The 22038-nt window shown below is 48.1% G+C and carries 14 protein-coding genes, 1 tRNA gene and 2 pseudogenes; 7 read left to right on the top strand and 10 right to left on the bottom strand.

The window, feature by feature from the left end:
• Positions 1 to 53: 53 nt before the first annotated feature.
• Together NBA72_RS12615 and NBA72_RS12620 are read right to left on the bottom strand one after the other, a co-directional pair.
• A complete protein-coding gene (locus NBA72_RS12615; RefSeq protein WP_001240360.1) occupies positions 54 to 1049 on the bottom strand; it encodes a membrane protein in 996 nt (331 codons plus the stop codon).
• Between the two features lie 251 nt (positions 1050 to 1300).
• Positions 1301 to 1909 (bottom strand): DUF1062 domain-containing protein, encoded by a 609-nt coding sequence (locus NBA72_RS12620; protein ID WP_000864866.1) that lies wholly within the window; start codon positions 1907 to 1909, stop codon positions 1301 to 1303.
• A gap of 487 nt (positions 1910 to 2396) precedes the next feature.
• Between NBA72_RS12620 and NBA72_RS12625 the strand changes: the two genes are divergently transcribed.
• The 3 genes from NBA72_RS12625 to NBA72_RS12635 all read left to right on the top strand — a co-directional run bounded on the left by NBA72_RS12625 (position 2397) and on the right by NBA72_RS12635 (position 5565).
• Entirely contained in the window at positions 2397 to 2654 is a 258-nt protein-coding gene (locus NBA72_RS12625; RefSeq protein WP_001054380.1) for a YjhX family toxin, read from the top strand.
• A 4-nt stretch (positions 2655 to 2658) separates the two neighbouring features.
• Positions 2659 to 4290: a class I SAM-dependent methyltransferase gene (locus NBA72_RS12630; RefSeq protein ID WP_077917526.1), complete on the top strand. Its 1632-nt coding sequence runs from the start codon at positions 2659 to 2661 to the stop codon at positions 4288 to 4290.
• 558 nt (positions 4291 to 4848) lie between these two features.
• Entirely contained in the window at positions 4849 to 5565 is a 717-nt protein-coding gene (locus tag NBA72_RS12635; RefSeq protein ID WP_000532939.1) for a YebC/PmpR family DNA-binding transcriptional regulator, read from the top strand.
• A gap of 479 nt (positions 5566 to 6044) precedes the next feature.
• On the opposite strand, the gene NBA72_RS12640 is transcribed toward NBA72_RS12635, so the two are convergent.
• Both NBA72_RS12640 and NBA72_RS12645 read right to left on the bottom strand, forming a co-directional pair.
• Positions 6045 to 6920, bottom strand: a complete 876-nt coding sequence (locus NBA72_RS12640; protein WP_042947800.1) for a phosphorothioated DNA-binding restriction endonuclease — start codon at positions 6918 to 6920, stop codon at positions 6045 to 6047.
• A 77-nt stretch (positions 6921 to 6997) separates the two neighbouring features.
• Positions 6998 to 7192: a hypothetical protein gene (locus NBA72_RS12645; RefSeq protein WP_000422448.1), complete on the bottom strand. Its 195-nt coding sequence runs from the start codon at positions 7190 to 7192 to the stop codon at positions 6998 to 7000.
• A 309-nt stretch (positions 7193 to 7501) separates the two neighbouring features.
• Here NBA72_RS12645 and NBA72_RS12650 point away from each other — a divergent pair, with 309 nt between their 5' ends.
• The 3 genes and pseudogenes from NBA72_RS12650 to NBA72_RS12660 all read left to right on the top strand — a co-directional run.
• A complete protein-coding gene (locus tag NBA72_RS12650; protein WP_023194730.1) occupies positions 7502 to 10801 on the top strand; it encodes an STY4851/ECs_5259 family protein in 3300 nt (1099 codons plus the stop codon).
• Positions 10802 to 10813: 12 nt separating this feature from the next.
• Complete coding sequence (locus tag NBA72_RS12655; protein WP_042947803.1) at positions 10814 to 17134, top strand: DEAD/DEAH box helicase; 6321 nt, start codon at positions 10814 to 10816, stop codon at positions 17132 to 17134.
• Between the two features lie 157 nt (positions 17135 to 17291).
• A pseudogene (locus tag NBA72_RS12660) lies at positions 17292 to 17408 on the top strand (transposase); the annotation flags it as partial.
• Between the two features lie 225 nt (positions 17409 to 17633).
• Here NBA72_RS12660 and NBA72_RS12665 read toward each other — a convergent pair.
• A complete protein-coding gene (locus tag NBA72_RS12665) occupies positions 17634 to 18650 on the bottom strand; it encodes an IS110 family transposase (protein ID WP_042947805.1) in 1017 nt (338 codons plus the stop codon).
• A gap of 66 nt (positions 18651 to 18716) precedes the next feature.
• Between NBA72_RS12665 and NBA72_RS12670 the strand changes: the two are divergent.
• Positions 18717 to 19699: pseudogene (locus NBA72_RS12670) on the top strand (IS3 family transposase); the annotation flags it as partial.
• Positions 19700 to 19822: 123 nt separating this feature from the next.
• Here NBA72_RS12670 and NBA72_RS12675 read toward each other — a convergent pair.
• From NBA72_RS12675 to NBA72_RS12695, 5 genes are all read right to left on the bottom strand, one after another.
• Positions 19823 to 20131 carry a CcdB family protein gene (locus NBA72_RS12675; RefSeq protein WP_001199743.1) on the bottom strand — a complete coding sequence of 103 codons (309 nt, stop codon included), beginning with the start codon at positions 20129 to 20131 and terminating at the stop codon, positions 19823 to 19825.
• A 2-nt stretch (positions 20132 to 20133) separates the two neighbouring features.
• Positions 20134 to 20373, bottom strand: coding sequence for a type II toxin-antitoxin system CcdA family antitoxin (locus NBA72_RS12680; RefSeq protein WP_000016244.1), 240 nt, complete (start codon positions 20371 to 20373; stop codon positions 20134 to 20136).
• Between the two features lie 112 nt (positions 20374 to 20485).
• Complete coding sequence (locus NBA72_RS12685) at positions 20486 to 20734, bottom strand: CopG family ribbon-helix-helix protein (protein ID WP_042947811.1); 249 nt, start codon at positions 20732 to 20734, stop codon at positions 20486 to 20488.
• A 76-nt stretch (positions 20735 to 20810) separates the two neighbouring features.
• Complete coding sequence (locus NBA72_RS12690) at positions 20811 to 21356, bottom strand: DUF4942 domain-containing protein (RefSeq protein WP_223149441.1); 546 nt, start codon at positions 21354 to 21356, stop codon at positions 20811 to 20813.
• A 449-nt stretch (positions 21357 to 21805) separates the two neighbouring features.
• Positions 21806 to 21890, bottom strand: a tRNA-Leu gene (locus tag NBA72_RS12695).
• Positions 21891 to 22038: the final 148 nt, after the last annotated feature.

Raw genomic sequence — 22038 nt, forward strand, 5'->3', positions numbered from 1 at the left:
ATGAAACGTGAGATCCCATTAATGAATGGGATCTATTTTATTATTACTTCCTGTCAACCCACTTTTTCAACTACAAAATTATCCTGACGAACAAAATCAATAAGCAGTTCTATAGTCCCTAACCCCCATTGATTCGATATAGCAATACGCTCACCGGACGGCAACTCAATCAACGCATCTTCCTGCATATGATATCTGTTTTTCCTTTTTTCAGGGATCTGCTCAACCAGTGCTACTGTTCTTTTCTGTAAGTCTTCACTCAATTTATTCTTGAGATCATCTATATTCGCAGGATTATGTTTATTAATCCAGTCAGTGAAAAGTTCAAGTGCAAGCTTCCGTTTATTGAAGGTTTTTCCTTTATATTTATATAAGGAATAATCCCTCTCCGACTTTTGACTGCTAATAATTTGTTCCGTGCGTTTCTCTCTGAATCTGACCTGATATTCTTCCAGTTCAGGGACTGGTATTATTTGTTCAGCATTAATCAGCACTTCACCCTTAAAGTTGTAAGGCGTTAAGCGAACACAGCGAATATCGACACCTTTATCTCTTAGCCATATTGCGGTTGTCGTTAATTCTTTACTGAAATCCGCTGATGCCAGAACGATGCGAATATCTTTACCAAAATCAGCGAGTTCGTTTTCTTCTAACTCCACAAAATCCAGTAACTTCTCTTTTGCATTCTCATCGATCCCATGCTTCCAAAGATATGCCTGATAATATTCGCATGCTTTCGCAAAACTCATCGTTGAAATCATTGCCGCATACCTTAGCGCCTGCAGTTCCATATGCGCGCCGATTTCATCACGTTTCAGTTCAATGACAACCAAATTGGCCTGCTTGTCAATCGCTAATAAATCAATCCTCCGCCGACTATCCTCCCAATCAGAGAATTCTTCGGATATGACAAGGCAGCCCGGCGCGACAATATCAATATTCTTCTTGATAGCCTCCTGAAGATCATAGCGTTCCTGCAGCCTTTCGATGGTGAAAGATGTTTTTTCAAGGGTAGTCAGTATTTTCTCAGAGATATTGTATAGCGCCACATTATATTCCTTTTGTTTACTCTACAGATAATTGTAACCCATCGCCCTTTGTCATTCTGCTGGCTTGCGCAAAGAATCCATACAATATCATCACTGGTGCGAAAATCTGGATTATCCATGGCATTCAGCCTTCACTGAATGCCACAGACAAGGGTTATTCAACTAAAGCTCACCTGTCCCTTAGTCCTTCTTTCATTCCGTTGCGTCGTTGCCATACCAGCACACTTAAACGTAAGGTGAGCTTATTGTTTTTATCGACGGGTCAGAACAATCCTTCGCCGGTCATACAGTGTTTCAACTGAGAGCTGCAAATCATATTTTGCATTCTTCAGTTTTCGCGATTTAAGCATTTTCACCGTGACGCCACTTATTTGCCCTGTTTCAATCCGTCTCTTGATTTCGGCTGCGCTTAACAGGAGTTGCTTCTTCAAAATCGACAGCAGGCTGACCTGAAAAGAACGGGAAATCCTGACGCTAACACTGACCTGCTTGTGGGAGGCGATACTGACCAGCCACCGTTCCTGAATGTGAAAATCAGGCTGCCCCGATAATTCAGCATTGTTTCGCTTCAGGATCGCGTTGTCATAAGCAAAATATTGCACCGTGGCAGCATCATTCGCCATCAGTCGGCCATAAAGATCGCGGTTAATTTTGCTGACTGGCAGGCGCGAGAACAGGGAGATATTCCAGGTGTAATCGCAGTGTGTGCATTTATAGATACTCCAGACATCGAGTACCTTCTTTTGCGAATTAACCCGAAATGCCCCAGAAGGCGTGAAGTCCCGTTTTACGCTGCATGAAGGGCAACGTTTCGCTATGCGCTGATACCCCACAGGAGTGACAGTCCATATGACTTTCATAACGTACCTTTTTTAACCCATACAAAACCGGATCCGAACTCAGCGGACCATAAATGTTTATGTATGAAAAATATTTAAGTGATATTTTTCAGTGGGTTAAAAAAAGATTTCCAACGCAACAACCCTGTCAATGGCTAAAAAGATACGCCGAGACTATCAAAGCGGCCATTATCGGGTATATGAGTTTAATCAATATTCATTATGGTAATTGCGGGAGCTATTCATCTGATACGCTAAACGCATGATCCTCCCTTTGAGATCACACTTTTCACTCCCGGTTATTCACTTACAGAAATCAGGTGTTATCATTCACGACGTAAATACCTTTCAACTCAACCCGAGGCTTTGATGCTGGAGAATGTCATCATCTGATAATCAGTTCCCCGACCTTTTCAGGCCGGACTGATTATCAATGTGCCGAAATCGAATGCGGACACCGCAGTGTGTTTGCACGTTTTGCCTATGATGATTAAACAGGTTCTTCAGTATGAATTTATCCCGTCAGGAACAACGTACCTTACACGTTCTCGCCAAAGGCGGACGCATTACACACATCCGCGATGCGTCAGGCCGCGTCACCGCCGTTGAGTGCTATAGCCGCGAAGGGCTGTTGCTCGCCGATTGCACGCTCGCTGTATTCAAAAAACTCAAAACCAAAAAGCTGATCAAATCCGTTAACGGTCAGCCCTACCGCATTAATACAACCGGGCTGAACAACGTTCGCGCCCAGCCTGATAATCGCTAAGGAGATGATGATGGATATCAGCGCCGTTATTTTTGCAACGCATCGCATTCGGCTATTACCCGATGAAGGCAAAATCCCCTGGGACGAGCCAGCCTTCAGCCAACGCATGCTGGAAAATCATCTGTCACAGGACCACGACTGGGCCAGCCGCCGGCTAACCGTGATTGAGCAACAGGTAACATGGATTACCCGTCAGTTACCCGCTGGCGCCCGCATTCTGGATCTCGGCTGTGGACCCGGTTTTTATACCCGCCTGTTAGCGGAGCGTGGGTTTCACTGCACAGGCGTAGATTTCTCTCCGGCATCCATCACATGGGCTCGCCAGCAGGCGCAAGCCGCAAACCTGAATATTGACTACATTCAGCAAGATATTCGTACATACCCCCCCACGGAACCTTTCGATTTCATTATGATGACGTTTGGGGAACTGAATGTCTTTAGCGCTGCGGATGCGCAAAGCCTCATCAGTCATTGCGCGCAGTGGTTGAAACCGGACGGCAAACTGCTTGTTGAAGTGCATACCTTCGATGAAGTTAAACGCCAGGGCATGGCGCAGCCATGCTGGCAGCGTTGTCCGCACGGCCTGTTTCTTGCCGAGCCTCATCTGCTGTTAACGGAAAATGCCTGGGATGAAGAGGCCCAAACCAGCTCAACGCAGTTCTGGGCGATAGCGGAAAATGGCTGTACCACCCGTTTCGGCAGTCAAATGAAGGCCTGGCGCGATGATGAATATATCAGCCTGCTTGGTGATGCTGGCTTCACTGTGTTGCAGCGCCCGGACAGTCACACCTGGCCGGTCGGCGAGACTTTTGCAGGCAAGCTGTTTGCGCTGCTGGCTGAAAAAGCATCCACTTCTGAGGGAATCGCCCTCAGTAAAAGGAATAACCCAATGGATATCCCACGTATTTTTACCATTAGCGAAAGCGAACACCGTATCCATAATCCGTTTACAGCGGAAAAGTACGCCACACTGGGCCATGCGTTACGCATGAAGCCAGGCACGCGGATTCTCGATCTCGGTAGCGGTTCGGGTGAGATGCTCTGCACCTGGGCTCGCGATTACGGTGTTACAGGTACTGGTATTGACATAAGCCCGCTCTTCACCACACAGGCAAAACAACGTGCAGAAGAGCTCGGCGTCAGTGAATACGTACATTTTATTCATAACGACGCGGCCGGTTATATCGACGAGGAAAAATATGACGTGGCGGCCTGCGTAGGCGCGACCTGGATTGCGAGCGGTGTCGCGGGGACAATAGATCTGCTGGCCAAAAGCCTCAAACCAGGCGGGATCATTCTCATCGGTGAACCGTACTGGCGTCGGATCCCCGCAACGGAAGAGATCGCCCACGCCTGTGGCGCCTCATCCGTCGCCGATTTTCGCCCCCTGCCCGAACTGGTCGCCTTTTTCGACCAACTCGGCTATGACGTAGTGGAAATGGTGCTGGCGGACCCGCAAGGCTGGGACAGATATGAAGCCGCGAAGTGGATGACCATGCGCCGCTGGCTGGAGGAAAACCCTGACGATGAGTTTGCGCAAGAGGTTCGAACAGAACTGACGGCAGCCTCCAAACGTCACGTCACCTGGACGCGAGAATACTTTGGCTGGGGCGTATTTGCGTTAATCGCGCGATAACGTGAAGCAGGAGGTATAGCCTACAAGAGGTATACCTCCGTTTAAAAGTATGCAACAAATTAACGCGGCTCAAGGCGGGAATATATCGTCTTAGAGACTATCCCACCAGGCGTTATTGGCGCAGCCAGTTTGGACACGGACAGCGCGCAAAAACCGGAGCGTACACGTAGTACGTGAGGATTTTGAGCACTGCCCAGGTCCAAAATGGCAAGTAAAATAGCCCTAATGGGATAGGCTCTTAATTTCGCCATTAAGTTTCTGCCACAATATGTCGCAAGACGTGCAAGCGTTCCACCTCACCTGATGAGCGAAACCACCATCAATAAGACGTTATTGCTGCGATTCAATTATTAAAAATAAAAAAGAACCAGAAGAAAATTAAAAAATGACTTACCCACCATATTAGCCATTGTTAAAATCAAAGTAATCCCCCGTAAAAGCTGGATATTTTTATTTCTCATAGACGAGAATTTATATATTATGATATAATGCGGCAGAAAAACATGTAGGTTATTAACCTTTCATTAATGTAAATAATTTTTTGAGGAGATGTTTCCAGTGGGACGTAAATGGGCAAATATTGTTGCTAAAAAAACGGCGAAAGACGGTGCAACGTCTAAAGTATATGCAAAATTTGGTGTAGAAATCTATGCTGCGGCTAAACAAGGTGAACCAGACCCGGAATCAAACTCAGCTTTAAAATTCGTTATTGAACGTGCGAAACAAGCACAGGTTCCAAAACATGTTATTGATAAAGCCATTGATAAAGCCAAAGGTGGCGGAGATGAAACGTTCGTGCAAGGGCGTTATGAAGGCTTTGGACCAAATGGTTCAATGGTTATCGCTGAAACGTTGACGTCTAATGTTAACCGTACGATTGCTAATATCCGCACAATTTTTAATAAAAAAGGCGGGAATATCGGAGCGGCAGGTGCTGTCAGCTATATGTTTGACAATACTGGAGTGATTGTATTTAAAGGAACAGACCCTGACCATATTTTCGAAATTTTGCTTGATGCTGAAGTTGATGTTCGTGATGTAACCGAAGAAGAAGGGAATATCGTTATTTATACTGAAGCTACAGACCTGCATAAAGGAATCGCAGCGCTAAAAGCAGCTGGAATTACTGAATTTTCAACAACAGAATTAGAAATGATTGCTCAATCAGAAGTTGAACTTTCACCAGAAGATTTAGAAATCTTTGAAGGACTTGTTGATGCCCTTGAAGATGATGATGATGTGCAAAAAGTATATCATAACGTTGCAAACCTCTAATTATAAATTAAACAAATCTGTCTCTATGGCAGATTTGTTTAATTTATAAAGCTGTTATAAAAAAGTCTATCTGGCCAGATATATAGATTTTTAAATTTACGTGTCTTATCACGACCTGATCTGACACATAGCTTTGAAAGATTGAGAGTTACCGGTTTTGATATAGTGTCGAATCCTTATATAAAACATGAGGTAATTTTCATGTTTCATACGACGAATCCCGTCAGCAAGCTAAGCAAAAGCCAGCAATATCGGGCTACTTACAATCTCCCTGTGCTCTTTAAGATGCCGCGTCTCATAAATTCCGCTTGCGCTCATGATGACTCATCTGGCGCTCTACGCGTCGCTTGACCACAGGTGTGACTCCACCAGCGCGCTACAGACCATAGTGCGAGAACCGTGGCCGATTACTTCGATGCTTTTGATGTGGAGCTATTTTTAACAGATAACGTATACCACACTCAAAATACTCCCCCAGATCAATGCCCTTCTCTGAACACCTCCCTCTTGTGCCATTCCACAAACCGTTCACCCGGATAATTTTCTTTCATCTGCGGCAACGCGATCTCTTTCCCCGCAAAATCCCAGAACAGCCGCTGTACCACTCCGCCACCATTCACCGCGTCGGAAACCACCACGCGCATATTTTCATCCAGGCCAATCGAACCGCGATCGAACGCTTTATGATGAATTGCGCACAACGCCAGGCCATTAGGTACTTCACAAGGACCATGATGCTGCTTCCATCTGATATGGGCTGCTTCAAGGGCTATAGGGGCGTTGTCGTGGCGCATATTGAAGCCGCAGACCGCACATTGATAATTGTAAGCTCGTAGCACCGCCTGGCGGAACTTCGGATCGCGTTGACGGAGAGAGGTGCGAATATCAAAACCCATCTCGTCAGCGATGTCTTCCTGAATACTGGTCGGAAAGTGCGCCTCAAGGATCTGCTGCGCCAGCGTGTCGATTAGCTTACGTTTTTTTGTTACCAGCGCGAAATTGTCGACATCAAACCCACCAGCAACATTATATTCAATGAGTTCACGTTTAGGTGGCTGGCGGCTACCGCTGGTTGAGCAGAATTCCGCGTTTTGCAATTCCCAGAAACCATCGCCCTTCAGACGCCAGAACGGCATATCCGGGCGCTGTTCACGGCGCTGTGGCCCATAGCGCTCCAGCAAATCCAGCAATTGCTCATGAATTTCAGAACCATAATCAAACAGGCGATCGTGACCCTGCCGATAGTGCGAGAGGACATATAACAGCAATAACGGCTTATGCGGCGCTCGCTGTTCGCCTTTGCGCCAAATAGTAATATTTGATATCGCTTGCTTGAGGGTTTTGTCAGAGGTCATTACGTTGAAGAATCCATGAGCACATAGTTGCGATGATTCTCTCCCAGTGGATCATGGTGCGGGCGGCGAGCTGTGCATCACCCTTTCGCGTCCTCAAGATAACGGGCGGCAAGCATTTCAGCGGATTCGATGCCTGCGATACCACTGACTGCTTTGTCGTAGAGCCAACCGATGATGGACTGGAAAGAGCGCGGGCGGTGGGATGGAGGGAGGTCGTCAGCGCTTTCGTCGTCCTCGTCTTCGTAGTTTTGGTATTCGTTATTCAGCTCCATATCACCCCTTTGTAGGCAGGCAGATAAAAAGAAGGCCTTAACCATCGTAAAGACGGTTCTGGCCGGAGGTTCAATGGGATGATATGGGGTTGAAAAGATTTGGAGCTACAAATCATCTCCTTACAGATTAAAACAAATGGCGAGTAGCCCTCCGTATAATAAACTTAGCTTATTGATTAAAATCAAACTAATATCAATTTCAAATTTAATTAAATTCATAATTCAATTATTGTTATCTGTTTTTTTTCAAAATAACAAAATGTTATAATAACTTTCAGCCATTCACTGTTCTAATGCAAGGAGCTTGCTTTGAGTCAGTCCGAATACACATCCATTCTAAAGTGTACCCCATGGCTAGCTAAATTCCTCACCCGCAGAGGATTGAAGCAACCAGACCATCGTCCGTTATATGAATACCACGCAACGAGTGAAGAATATGATGAATTGAAATGGCTGCTGCGATCTATAGGGGTACCCGATGGTTATAAAAGTGATAAAGGGTACGCAGCCTGTTTCACATTGTTCTGCTCAGAGTGGTATCGAAGAGATTATGAAAGGGAGTATGGATGGGCATGGGAGCCAATTTACAAGACGATAGGTATCTCAGCATCTTCCTCGGAGATGGGGAAAATTATCCCTAAAGGCCTGGATGGTTACTGGGGGCGTCCAGTGCGGTTTTATGACACAGAAAGGCGGAATTTCTTAGGTTCCTTATTCAGTGAAGGCGGCCTACCTTTCAGGTTGCTAAAGGAATCTAATAGCCGTTTTCAGTCGATGTTTTCTCTCATTCTAAATCAATACGATCAGGCTAAATATTCTAACATTTCCACGTTCGCGTTAGTCCATGCAGCGGTAGAAAAATCATCCCTGCCAGTCGTTTTCAAAGAGGATACTTCAGTTGAGCTTATTAGTCGGATGGCTGAACAGTTAGTATCTCTTGTTCAAATTTATGATTTGAGTAATCATACCGAACCCGTAAAAGAACTTGAACGTGTTCATCCTAAGTGGCGTGACAGTTTCCCTGTTCCTCTCGATGATGATACGGGTACCAGTTTCCTTAATGGACTTTTACGAACAGCTTCTACTGAATCAAAACCCCGCCTTCAAAAGAATAAAACCACTCTCTGTCAGTTTTTATGGTCAGAAAATCATCCTGAAGCCGTCCAGGCCCTCATTTCTCTGCCTGAAGAGCTGAGTTTTTCAATTGATATTGAGCCTTCAACAACGCGCTTCGAGCTTGCTATCTATGAAGATGGTAACGAAATCGCAAGTCTGGGACCTGCCTATGCAACGCTAAGTAACTCCCAGGCAAAAATAAAAGTTCGTAAGCGCGAGATTAAATTTTACCGAAGAAATCCTACGGTCAGTTTGTTTATTGTGGCGAGAGCTGGGGGTATGTTTGTCGGCTCCAATCTTTTAGAAGGCAGTGAAGTTGCGGTTGGCGATGTTCCATTGGTTTTTGTTTCTGATAAAAATGAATGGCTGTTACAGGGACAAGCCTCTTGCAGCGTACGTGGCAGCCATGTACTTATTGTGCTGCCAAAGGATGGTTGTCTGGCTTCAGAACATGAGGATTGTGACTCTGGCTTTTCGGCTTTGGGATGCCGTGCTCTGACCATCAAAGGTCGCCAGGATATCATTATTGAAGGCGACGAAACGTACCGCATAAAGACTGGAAGGGATCAGATTATCCATGCTGGATTCTCTTTCCAGGGGAAGCGGTTAAATTGGACAAGTTACCCGGATGAACTCTTCCTCGGTGTTCCTGGGATTACTCAACATTCTGAGAATCTATCAACGCACCATTACAAGCGTTTTTTCAACGGAACATTTATAGATAATTGTGATGTACAAGAAAAAATGGGAGCACAGTTTATTTCGGTGCGTAACGAAAATAATGAAACGTTACTGCGTAAGAAAATTGGCATTCTCCCCAATGATTTTAGTCTGGAAATAAAAAATGGACAACAGGCGAACGAAGGCTCTGTCATTATTACTACTCAGCACCCTTGTTTGTATAGCTTGAAGGAAAAAACACTTGAAGTTGGACGGAAGCGGTTGCCCGGTAGTACAGAAATAATGATGAAGGCGGAGGGCATTCCTCCTGCATCAATTTCATTACAAATAACACCAAACCTCACTGCAAACCCGATTGTTATTTGGTTACCATTTCCTGCACGAGGCTGTCTTGCGTTCGATAAAGATGAGAAGCCTCTCCCGAAAAATTTAACGATTAACGATCTTCTGGGTGCCAGAGCATATCTTTTCGGAAAAAATGGTGAGCCTACGCGATACCAGCTTGAACTACGTTTACGTTCGCGTAGTGGAATGCAGGCCTGGTATGAGTGGCACTACAGTGCGGGAGAATGTCCGGTAGAGCTTACTTTATATAGCTTAAGGGAACATATTGATAATTTACTCTCCCTAGAGGAAGGAATTGATCAAACAGTTGATATGCGCATAAAAGGAGGTGGTAGTTCTTTTACCTGGCAGATCCGACGTTATAAATATAGTCTGGACTATGATCGTGGCAGGCAGATTCTTCTCGCAAACTCAATAAGTAATCGTACAGGCCAGATCCCTTCGCCCGTCATTATGTTACTCAGCGAACCGGAGAGAAAAGTTGTACCGCTGACGTCAAGAATGAGCGAAGGTGTACCAGTTGGTGAATTTGAACTAAGTTCGATAATACAAAAGAATGGCCCATGGCTGGTGCTGCCGAAACCAGGTGAAGAAGCCTCATTTCGACCTTGCTTTATTGCAGGTGAGCCGGTAATTCAAAGCAACGCGACAGCAATACAGTCTTTACAAAAAGCAACGCAGCTTTTTAATCCTCGTTCAGATGTCAATACCATTATGTTAGTTCTGGAACAAATGGCGAGCGACCCGGCACACTCGGGCTGGCAGTTCTTACGCAATTTATACGATCAGTTCGGGTATTTACCTTTGGCTACCTTTGAAGTATGGCGGGCACTTGTTCAGCATCCACAAGCGTTGGCGATGTCGCTGTTCAAATTTGAAATGTCCATTGATTATCTCAGCCGTATTGAAAGTGAGTTTCCCGTTTTCTGGGAGTTTTTACCCATTACAGAAGTTAAACGTTCCGCCACACGTTTTCGTGCTTTTTTGGCTCATAAAGGTGCACCGGAGGAAATGCAGATAAGGTTGCTGGACAGAATGTATCAGCAGCTGGGCACAACATTCCCGACTTATGCCAGTGAGGTGCAATTATGGTTGAGTCAAGGGAAATTACCACCGGTTTTTCCTGAGTTGACGATGAAAGGTATTATCCTTGAGTGGTATCAGGAACTTCTACGCGAACATGGTGAATCTCGCTGGCCAGAATTTGGTGGCCCGGGCCTTTTACGTTGGTATATGTCACAACAAAATCCTGTTATCGATATTTCCCCTGATGCCAGCTACCGCTATTCCGTCACCTTGCTCCCCGTATTTGCTGCTGCTGTTGCCAGCGGTAAAACAACATTTGACAGTGTTTTTGAGAATAAGCCCGGCGCCGTATTTTTTTTGAGACAGGTTAGAGACTTTGACTCGCGATGGTTTAACGCCATTTTCCAGTACTGTCTATTGCGTAATGTTACTGAAAAATAAAAAGGAATAAGAATGACTACACGCTATTTTTCTTCGCTGATTGAACAATCACTGTCGCGTTCTACGGAGGCGACGCTGAGTATTATGGGGGTGACCAACCCGAATCTTCGCGAGCATCTCACGCAACAAATGGCGGCCGATTGCGGGAAAGAAGGATCGTTTCTTGCCTCACCCGTATTTGAACAGACATTTGGCTGGAAAGAGTCCAACAGCACAATGAAAGACCTTGCAACAAAACAAACGTTGCTAAGCAAGGAGGTGGTGGACTCGCTGGATAGTGAGGAAAATGGTCGTTATCGTTTTGGCTCTGACTGGAAACCTTTCACGCATCAGTTAGCCAGCTGGCAATCATTACTTGAGAAAAAACATTCGGTCGTGGTGACCAGCGGGACAGGCTCTGGCAAAACGGAATGCTTTATGGTTCCGGTGCTGGAAGACCTCTATCGTGAGCTTCAGGTTAAGAACAAAAAACCGTTGATAGGTGTGAGAGCACTTTTTCTTTACCCACTGAATGCCCTGATTAATTCCCAGCGCGAGCGTTTAGATGCGTGGACCCGGAGTTTTGGTTCCGGAATTCGGTACTGTCTGTATAACGGTAACACGGAAGAATTGCATGCTTTGGTCAAAAGTGAGCAGGCAAACAGGCCTAATGAGGTTTTGTCACGAGAGAAGATGCGTGAAGAGCCCGCTCCCATTTTAGTGACCAACGGTACCATGCTGGAATACATGATGGTTCGTCAGGTTGATGCGCCGATTATTCAGAAATCAAAAGCGGAAAAATCATTACGCTGGATAGTTCTGGATGAAGCCCATACCTACGTTGGTTCTCAGGCCGCTGAGTTGGCTCTACAGCTCCGTCGCGTCATGACGGCATTTGGCGTCACGCCTGATGATGTTCGCTTTGTGGCGACGTCGGCCACCATGGCCGGAAGTGATGCTGAAAAGCAGCTGAAAAAATTCTTGTCTGAGCTGTCAGGAGTGCCACAGGAACGTATTGATGTTCTGGGGGGAAGCCGCGTTATTCCTGAGCTCGAACCCTGCAAACAATATTCTCTGTCACTGGATGAGATTGAGCATATCCCTGATTCGGAGAGTGAAGGGATCAGCCCGGAGCGTTATAGTGCGTTGACCCACTCTCCGGAAGCGCGCTGTTTACGCGAAATGCTGGTTAGCCAACCCCGACCAATGAAACTTGATACGCTGACCCAGCGTTTGAACGAACTGACCAAACATCAGTACACGCAGCAGGATGTTTTACGCTGGATCGATCTTTGCTCTGGCACACTCCCTAATGCAAAGGATCCTGCATTTCTGAAAGTCAGAGCACATATTTTCCAGCGAAACACCCAGGGCATCTGGGCCTGTGTGGATAAGAACTGTGCAGCTAAAAAAAATACCGCGCTGGAAAAAAACTGGTCTTTTGGCAATGTGTATGTAAATCAGCGGCAAAACTGCGAGTGCGGCAGTCCCGTTTTTGAACTGGCATTCTGCAATGAGTGTAATGAACCGCATCTTCTTGCACGGGATAAAAAAGGCAAACTCGTACAGTGGGATAATAAAGGTGGAGATGAATTCTCCCTGCAGGATGAAATTTCTGACGATTTTGAAACATCCGGAGAAAAGGTTCAGAAGGATTTTGTATTCCAGTCGCCACAAATTATTGCTGCGGAATGTAATACGGAAGCTGGCTATATTATGCAGCGGCTCGATCGTCAGACCCGCAGTATCGGCGTGGTGAACCCGGACAGTATTCCGCTGGCAATTAATGATATCGAACAAATCTGTAGTGCCAGCAATTGTGGCTATAAAGGCGGAAAGGGTAAACAGCCCTTCCGACGGGCGTTACTGGGCGGGCCTTTTTATGTCACCAATATTGTGCCTACGGTGCTGGAGTATTGCCAGGACTTCACTAGCGATGAAGGTAAAGATGGCGTCGGCCCGCTCTCTTTGCCTGGTCGAGGTCGTCGCCTGATTACCTTTACCGACAGTCGTCAGGGGACGGCGCGAATGGCAGTACGTATGCAGCAGGAAGCAGAGCGCAGCCGATTACGTGGTAGCGTAGTAGAAATTCTTGGCTGGCACCAACGAAAACAACCAACGAGTGCTCCGAACGACCAGGCTGACGTGATGAAACTGGTTGCAAGGGTGACACAATACCGTGAAGAAGCCCGGGAGTATCGCGAGTGGGGAATGCCCGAGGAAGCAAAACTTTCTGAAGCTCAGGCCGAACGCCTTGAACAGGCAATCCAGACGGCGACGGGGGGAAAGGCTGCAACCATTTTAGTTTGCCGAACCTGGACGGAAATGGTCAATGAGCTGAAAGAGAAAGCCGATATACAGGGACCAATTTTACAATATAACCATTATCTAAAGCCTGAAATTTTCACCGAAAATGGTGGCCCTTTGAAACTCGCCGAAATGCTGCTTTTCCGTGAGTTTATGCGACGCCCGAAACGAACCAACAGCCTGGAAACCCAGGGGCTGGTTCAGGTTGGCTATCAGGGGCTGGAGAAGGCGCACAGTGTTCCTGCTCACTGGCAGGCTAAAGGCTTAACCCTTGATGACTGGCGCGATTTTCTGAAGGTGACGCTGGATTTCTATGTCAGAGAAAGTAACTACATCCAACTGGATGACGATCTAAGAAACTGGATCGGTAGCCGTTTCTCTTCCAAATTTGTCCGCAACCCGGATTCGAAAGAGCCAGATGACAACCAGGTTAAACGCTGGCCGCAAATTCGCCACGGTAATGTGACTCAGCGCCTAGTCAAACTGTTGATTTTAGGAGCCAAATTTAACACCGTAAATACGGTAACTATTGATATTGTTAACGCCTGGCTGAAAGAAGCCTGGCTCCAGCTAACAGGATCTCTGGCGGTATTGAAGCCTGATGGAAACCGTTTTTATTTACCGAAAGAGCATCTAACATTCTCTCTGGTTCAAAAAGCACGCATTTGTCCAGTGACCAATAAATTACTGGCGACAACCTTCAAAGGTTTGACCCCCTATTTGCCCATGCATATCCAGTTCGAGCGACTGACGAGTGCACAGTACGACGCGTTTTTGGCTCAGGAAGTCACGCTGCCAGCGATCTGGGAACACGATCGCTCTCAGGATGATTATGTCGACGGGTTAACAAAAGTGCGTGACTGGGTAAGCCTGGATCCGCAAGTGCTATCATTACGCTCGCAAAACCTCTGGACGGACATTAACGATCGCGTGGTAGAAGGTGGATTTTACTACCGCACCGCAGAACACTCGGCACAGCAATCGTCGGAGCGCCTGCAAAGCTACGAAAGAATGTTTAAAAACGGGCAGCTTAACGTCCTTAACTGCTCAACCACAATGGAAATGGGTGTGGATATTGGCGGTATTTCTGCAGTGGTGATGAACAACGTTCCTCCGCATCCGGCCAACTATTTACAGCGAGCCGGGCGTGCCGGGCGTAGTAAAGAGTCACGCGCTATTTCGTACACCTTGTGCAAAGGGAACCCGCACGATCAGCAGGTTTTTGCTAATCCCCTCTGGCCATTTGAGACGGTGATCCCGGCTCCAATGGTGGCAATGAACTCAGAGCGTCTGGTGCAGCGTCACGTCAATTCCCTGCTGCTGTCAGAATATTTATGCCATGTGGTCGGGGAAACCGAAAAAGAGCGTACCAGCCTTAATAGCCAGTGGTTCTTTGGCGAAGAGCTCGACCAGTCGGTATGCAATCGTTTTAAAGCCTGGCTCGAACGTCCGACGCTGAGCATTGATAACGCGCTGGAGCGTCTGGTTAAAGGGACTGCATTGCACGGCGTTACTGCAGAAAAACTGCGTGATAAAACGCAGGAGGCTATTGCCGTCTTACAGACACGCTGGCTGGGGATCTTCCGCGATCTCGTGAAACAGGAAAGTGAATCGCAGCCCAATACGCCGTACCGCAGGCGACTGGAGCTGGAGAAAAAACGGCATTGTGGTGAATACCTGTTACGCGATCTGGCGGCCCGAACTTTCCTGCCCGGATATGGCTTCCCAACGGATGTTGTCACTTTTGATAACTTCACCATGGAAGATTATATCCGCGAGAAAACGCACAAAGGCCGTGATAAGAACGACCGGGAGGATAACGTTTCTCGTTATAAGGGGCTGCCTTCGCGCAATCTTTCCGTTGCGATCCGTGAATATGCGCCGGGTGCAGAGATTATCCTTGATGGTCGGGTATTCCGCTCGGCCGGTGTTTCGCTGCACTGGCATAACCTTAACGCCGATACTAACGAAGCCCAGCGTCTGGACAGCGCCTGGCGTTGCCACAAATGCGGTACCTTAGGCTATGAGGAAGGTATTGGTGGCCCGGGGGATTTATTCTGTACCAATAGCGCGTGCGGGGAGCGGATCACGCTGGATAACCGACGTCAGGTATTACAGCCCGCCGGTTTTGTCACCGATGCCCATACTCCCGTTACGAACAACATTGAAACAATGAAATTCATCCCGGTGGTGCCTGCCTGGGTATTTGTGAAGGCAGAACGCGTGCCACTGCCAAACCCGCTGATGGGCTTTATGGCTTCAGGCGCGGATGGCCATGTTTTCCAGCAGAGCATGGGCGAAGGTGGGCACGGTTATGCGCTGTGCCTGAGCTGCGGCCGGGCGGAGTCAATGCTCAGTGCTACCGATGCGCCGAAATCGATGGAAGCGCATTATCCTCCGCGCCCCGGTAAATCTGATCGCGACAGCCAGAATCAGCGGATTATCTGCCCTGGATCCACAGCACTGAATAAGAATGTCACGCTGGGTGCGCTGGCCCGCACCGATGTGTTTGAGCTCATTTTGCGCCGTCCGCAAAACGGGGAGTATATCCCCGATAATTCTGATGAAGGCCGTATTGTGGCTATGACGCTGGTGGTTGCGCTACGTCGGGCGCTGGCCAGCGTGCTGGGGGTATCGGCGGCAGAATTGGGCTATGCGGTGCGTCCGGTCAGGCTAGAGAATGAGCAATCGGTCCTGGCGGTGCAACTTTACGACATTATCAGCGGCGGTGCGGGGTTTGCTTCCAGTGCGCCATTGCATATTGAAGCAGTCCTCAAAGGGATGGTGAAACAGCTGGGATGCCGCCACTGTGATACCGCCTGTAGCGAATGTCTGCTCGATTCGCAGACCCGCCACGATCACGATCAGCTGGATCGTAAAGCCGCGCAGGCCTGGCTGGGGGAGGATTTCAGTCACTATATCGGTTTGCCGGAGGCGGAAAAATTCTCCCTGGCCGACGCGCAGTATTGCCCAGGCAGCATTGAGGATGCTATCCGTCGTGCCATTAACGACGGGGCGCGCAAACTCACGTTGTGGATGAATGGGCCGCTTAACGAGTGGGATTTGTATGCCCGCCAGTTCCGAACGGCGATCCAGAACTATCGGCTGAAAGATGAGGTTGAGGTTACGCTGGTTGTGCCCGGTCATATTGAAGATCCGGAGCTTTTACAGGAGATTGCGCAGTTTGCCGCTATTGGCGTACAGCTTTGCCAGTCTGAGCTGAATACGGATACGCCGGTTGTCGCACAGGTGGCATTCAACGATCGCCTGATGACGTTGATTTCTCGCAGCCCAGAGGCCACCATCCCCGGCCCGAACTGGCATCTGAATAGCCAGATGGTTATTCGTAGCCATGCGTTTGAGCCGATAACGCTTAGTAAAGCTGAGCTATTATCCGATGCCGCAGGTAGCAGAGGCCTGGTCAACGATATTGAGATCCATAAGCAGCTTAATGGCCCGGTTTCTCAGTTTGGTCAGCGTTTCTGGGGCGTGTTAACCGGGGCGCAGGAAGATATTCAGACGCTGCTGAAGGAAAACCAGGTGACGCGCATTCACTATAGCGATCGTTATCTGCAAAACCCGGTGGCGCTGGCGTTGTTAGGCGGGCTGTTAAAACCGCTGAAATCGATCCTGGCGCAGGATGCGCAAGTGACGATTGATACGCTGTTTAAGAGTAAAGAGCGGCCAGGCAACAAGCCGTTCCATGACTGGATGAGTGAAGCGGATTTTCAGGATTTTGCCGACCAGTGGTTTGCGGCATCTATGGGCAGAGCCGTCGTGGTTAACGCCTTTGGCTCGCCGCGTGATATTCCACACCATCGCAAACTGATGGTGACCTTCAGTAATGGTCAGGCGCTGAAGATCCGGTTTGATCAGGGGATGGGATACTGGCGCATCGTCTTTGCGCGAGCGTATCGCGATTTTGATTTTAACGATAATGTGGCTTTCCAGCTCGGGAATATGGCCAAAGCCTGCGTGGAAGGTCAGGTGGTCAACAGCGAGGAAAGCTGGGCAACCGATGTGCTGGTGCAGGTGATCGTTCCTTAATGCGAAACCGCTCCCGATTAAACATCGGGAGCGGCTAACATCAGGCGGTGGTGCGCTTGCCGGTAATCATGTCGATAATGACCTTCCCCCTGTAAACAGTGCCAGTCTAAACTGAAGTTTCCGGTCTTTCTTCCATCTTACAGAGAGGCGCATTGTCATGAAAAAGACCCATTATACCGAAGAACAAATCGCGTTTGCCCTGAAACAGGCTGAAACCGGCACCCGCGTCGGGGAAGTCTGCAGAAAGATGGGAATTTCTGAGGCCACATTTTACATCTATGGACTACCTCCGTTTTGCAAGTACTGAATCTGGTTTTGGGTTGTTGCTTACATCTATCCGGCATCAGGAAAATCTGTGCCCAAATGGGTAATCCGCACACAATCGCCTCAACAACTGGACGGCCTCTGAGGCCAGTATAAAAATCAGGTTCCGATTGTGCAGGTGCAACCTGTCATCATTTCTCGGTACGCTGCAACTTTTGCTGGCAGGGGATTAATTTCACACTACCTGATACCCGGTATCATTTCTCAGCATCGACCAGATTATTCTCGCGTTTTTGTTAGCGACCGCCACGGTCGTTTTATTAAATCCGCGCCGTTCCTTTAACCGGTTAACCCACTGATTCATATGACCATCATTGTTATTCGTGGCAACCCTGACGACAGCGCGGGCACCATGAATAAAAAGTGTCCGCAGATGCTTGTCGCCTTTTTTCGTCATATTCATCAGCACCTGCCTGTCGCCACTCGAATGCTGGCGTGGAACCAGACCCAGCCATGCAGCAAAGTGGCGACCATTCTTAAATTCAGTTCCTTTGCCAATAGCAACAACGGCCGTGGCCGTTTTAGGACCAATGCCTTTAACTTTGGCGATACGCTGACAGGCTTCTGATTGCCTGAATACTGTTTCAATTTCCTTATCAAAAAAATGGATCCGACGCCCGAGATCGTTAAAGAGATCATAGAGTTCGGCAATTGTTCTGCGCATACGGGAACTTAGACCGTTTTCTGCATCTTCAAGGATAAGAGGAATAGCACGGCGAGCTCTGGAGACAGCACTGCCAATGGGGATCCCCCGGTCAAGTAACAGCCCCCTTATTTGAAAGACTGTAGCAGTGCGGTGATTGACAATACGCTGCCTTGCCCGGTGTAAAGCCTGGATATCCTGCTGTTCGGGGCTTTTTGGCGGCACGAACTGCATTGTCGGTTGCATCAGAGCCACTACAATGGCCTGTGCATCATTACCATCATTTTTTTGCCCGCGGACAAAGGGTTTTACATACTGAGGACTGATGACCCTTACTTTGTGCCCCAGTTTCTCAAACTCACGCTGCCAGTAATAAAATGCCCCGGTGGACGCTTCGATCCCAATCAGACATGCAGGAATATTTGCCAGCGTCTGGAGCAATTCTTTTCGGCCAGTGCGTTTCGTATAAACCGGTTTGCCGGCCTGGTTTAACCCGCAGAGCTGAAAAACATTTTTGGCCAGATCAATACCCAGAAATACGATATTCATGGTGATTCTCCTGGTGAGCACATTTCGTACAGTTAACCGCAGCGGGAGGAGGTAGTCCATCCCATTAACTGGAAGAAAAAATTTGCCGGGCCGGGCGTGACGGAACTGCGGCGTCTGCGGCAACTGGAGGATGAGAATCAGCGGCTGAAGAAGCTGGTCGCTGAGCTGAGTCTGGACAAGGAGATGCTGCAGGAGGTACTGAAGCAAAAGTTCTGAGGCCGGCTCAGAAGCGCCAGGCGGTGACATTTTTGCGGGAGGCTTACCGTATCAGCGTCCGGCGGGGATGCGGGTTGCTGATGCAGAGCAGAACCGTTTACCACTGGCAGAGCCAGCGTGACGATCGGGCGATAACCCTGCGTATCCGGGAAATAGCGGAAACTCGGATACGCTACAGTTGCCCGCGTATTCATATTCAGTTGCGCCGGGAGGGATGGCCTGTTAACCACAAGAAAACCCACCGGATTTATTGTCCGGAAGGCCTGAACCTGCGCAGAAAACGCCCCCGCAGACATGTCAGTGCAGCACTCCGTCAGCAGCGCCCGGTCCTGACGCATGTCGATCAGTGCTGGAGTATGGATTTTGTGTCAGATAATCTGTTTAACGGGCGGCGTTTTCGGGCGCTGACTGTAGTGGATAATTTTAGTCGGGAATGCCTGGCGAGCCATGCCGGAAAATCGTTAAAAGGCGAGGATGTGGTCAGAATAATGGAGGCACTGCGGGTGCCGGATAAGCGGCTGCCGGTACGTATCCAGACGAATAACGGTAGCGAGTTTATCTCAAAAAGTCTGGATAAATGGGCGTATGAACACGGCGTCACAATGGACTTCTCACGTCCTGGAAAGCCGACAGATAACCCGTTTATTGAATCATTTAACGGCAGTCTGCGGGATGAATGCCTGAACATTCACTGGTTCCTGTCACTGGAAGATGCGCAGGAAAAAACCGACAACTGGCGCAGGGAATACAATCATGAGAGAATGCATTCGTCATTAAATGACATGACTCCGGCTGAATTTATCCGAAGTCTCCGGAAAGACGAAGATCTCTGATTTTGCACTGTACTGAATTTGGGCCAGGGTCATTAAAATCACTCCTCATCTTCTTCCACAGGCTCAAGCGCGTCAAGTCCCCTCCAGAACGGTGAACAACTCTCCATTTGACCTGCAAGCCATTCAGAACCCGTCAAAGATAAAATCGAGAGCATTTTTGATGGTTTGCCTGTGGGAACGAACGTCCATCACCTCATCACCAATCTGCGAAAGCCTGATACTCGCCATTTCGTGAGTCATCACCAGATAGTCATTACCTTCCACATTCAGAGTGGGCGTGAGGCGCTTAACTGGGTTATTTACCAATCTGCTCACAGGAAACAATGGGATAACCATGCGAGTATGCAGTTCATCAATAATATCGCTTTGCACATCAAGTAAATAAGGATAAGCCTTGCTGTTTCCCTTATTGCGATAAACCATGTATTGCATGATTAAAACGTCCTGTAATCGTCCGATAAAAGGCCGTGCTCATCAGTAATACGATTGAGCTCCTGCAAACCCGCTCTATTTTCTGCTTTCCAGCGTTCAACGCCCGTGGCACTGATTTCCTCTTTCAGCGCGGCGGTAAGCACCGCAGACAGATTAATACCTGCATCACGGGCTTGCTGAAGCAATGCAGGTTCCAGCGTGACACTGACTGTTTTTTTATGTCGTACACTCATACCCGACATAGAGCCTCCTGAAATTACACGTGTAATAAACACATGTATCTAGTATGGGGAGTATTTAAGCAAATGGCAATGAGAGGCGACTATCTCGCTCGGATAGCAACATCTTTTCCTGTCAGGTTTCCTTTAAACGGTTGTCAAAATCTACCATATCCGAATGACTCACCACACGACCAGCATCCACATCGGCAAGACCGGCCTGGATGCTCTGATGACCCCGTTCTCTTTCAGCCAGCATGGAGAGTAATGCTTCCTTTATGACCCAGCTCTTTGAACGATCCAGCTCTACAGCCAGATTCTCAACGGCAAGAGCCAACTCAACTGGAATCTGAGCGCTGATGGTCTGTTTAGCAGAAGAAACCATAGGGATCACCTCATTTAATAACACTTAATAACTACTATTAAGATTAGCATAGCGGTGCCTATAAAAACATCACATCTTATTTCGCAGGCAACATCCCCGGATAGTGTTTCGCCACGATATCATTCATCTTCTCCATCAGATCCAGACGCTTGAACGTGATATGTCCGCTGCCCTTCTGGAAGTAGCGAATAGACATCTTTTCATCTTTATGCGGGTCACGGATACGCAGAGTTGGCGCGGCCCTTCGCCACACAAGCCCCGCAGACGGCAACCAGCGGCGAACGGTTCCGGCATGTAACTGGCAACCGGTTATCTCATTGATTTTTATTGCCAGAAGTTCTGTACTCCAGCGGGAACGCTGGTAGCCAAAATCACCGGGAGAGTGTTTTACCAGCTCACGTAACAGCGTGCAGATATGCTCAAACGGCCAGCGACGGGTACGCCCGGCAGGTAATGATTTCAGACCTTCAATACCCGACAACGTGAACCAGTTAATCCAGCGACCGACGGAGGAACGGGCACAGCAGAGCGTTCTGGCAACGTCGCTGACGCGATCGCCCCGGTGCAGCATCAGCATGGCAGTCAGCCTGCGGGCATAATTTTTATCGTGCGTTTTATGGATAGCTTTCTACATCAGGCGTCGTTCGTCACGTGGAATTGGTGCTATGATCGGCATCGCTCAGTCCGGTTGGTGATTTGTGATTTTTGGCGATTGATCAGATCGCACAATCCGGGCTGAGTTCCCTCAAAGTGATCTACTATTTGGCGCAGCTATTTAGGTTTTACAAGTAAGGACATGCCGTCACCGTCAACAAGTGAATACTCTTTATCCTCAGGTTTCGCAGAACGAACTTTAGTATCCGTTAGGTCATGATGGACCTCCTTCGATTGGTACCTCGTGAGTATACAAGCAATATAGAATCGGAAAATATACTCATTAGTATACTCACAAGCTTGTTGATGTGGGTTGAGTTAGATTGACTTCAGTTGAAGGAAAAATCGTGAAAAGCCTTGTGTGGCGCGGATTTCAGGCATAAAAAAGACCTCAGTTGAGGTCCATTTACATGCTTTTGGTGCCGAAGGCCGGACTCGAACCGGCACGTATTTCTACGGTTGATTTTGAATCAACTGCGTCTACCGATTTCGCCACTTCGGCACTGAAGAGGTATGCGGAAAACGTTGTGGATTATACCTGTCATACGCCGCCATGCAAGCACGAGCATACACCTGTATCGCTAAGTGCCGAAAATTTCAGCAGCGTTGAGTATTAAATAGAATAATCAGGCTACTTCCCGCCTTCTCCA

This window comes from Salmonella sp. NW1250 (assembly GCF_051812965.1).
GTDB lineage: Bacteria > Pseudomonadota > Gammaproteobacteria > Enterobacterales > Enterobacteriaceae > Salmonella > Salmonella enterica.

What these genes read in the sequence shown, in the direction of transcription:
- NBA72_RS12620 (WP_000864866.1), bottom strand. Translation starts at nt 1,909, where the DNA reads ATGAAAGTCATATGGACTGTCACTCCTGTGGGGTATCAGCGCATAGCG.
- NBA72_RS12625 (WP_001054380.1), top strand. Translation starts at nt 2,397, where the DNA reads ATGAATTTATCCCGTCAGGAACAACGTACCTTACACGTTCTCGCCAAA.
- NBA72_RS12630 (WP_077917526.1), top strand. Translation starts at nt 2,659, where the DNA reads ATGATGATGGATATCAGCGCCGTTATTTTTGCAACGCATCGCATTCGG.
- NBA72_RS12640 (WP_042947800.1), bottom strand. Translation starts at nt 6,920, where the DNA reads ATGACCTCTGACAAAACCCTCAAGCAAGCGATATCAAATATTACTATT.
- NBA72_RS12645 (WP_000422448.1), bottom strand. Translation starts at nt 7,192, where the DNA reads ATGGAGCTGAATAACGAATACCAAAACTACGAAGACGAGGACGACGAA.
- NBA72_RS12655 (WP_042947803.1), top strand. Translation starts at nt 10,814, where the DNA reads ATGACTACACGCTATTTTTCTTCGCTGATTGAACAATCACTGTCGCGT.
- NBA72_RS12665 (WP_042947805.1), bottom strand. Translation starts at nt 18,650, where the DNA reads ATGAATATCGTATTTCTGGGTATTGATCTGGCCAAAAATGTTTTTCAG.
- NBA72_RS12675 (WP_001199743.1), bottom strand. Translation starts at nt 20,131, where the DNA reads ATGCAATACATGGTTTATCGCAATAAGGGAAACAGCAAGGCTTATCCT.
- NBA72_RS12680 (WP_000016244.1), bottom strand. Translation starts at nt 20,373, where the DNA reads ATGTCGGGTATGAGTGTACGACATAAAAAAACAGTCAGTGTCACGCTG.
- NBA72_RS12685 (WP_042947811.1), bottom strand. Translation starts at nt 20,734, where the DNA reads ATGGTTTCTTCTGCTAAACAGACCATCAGCGCTCAGATTCCAGTTGAG.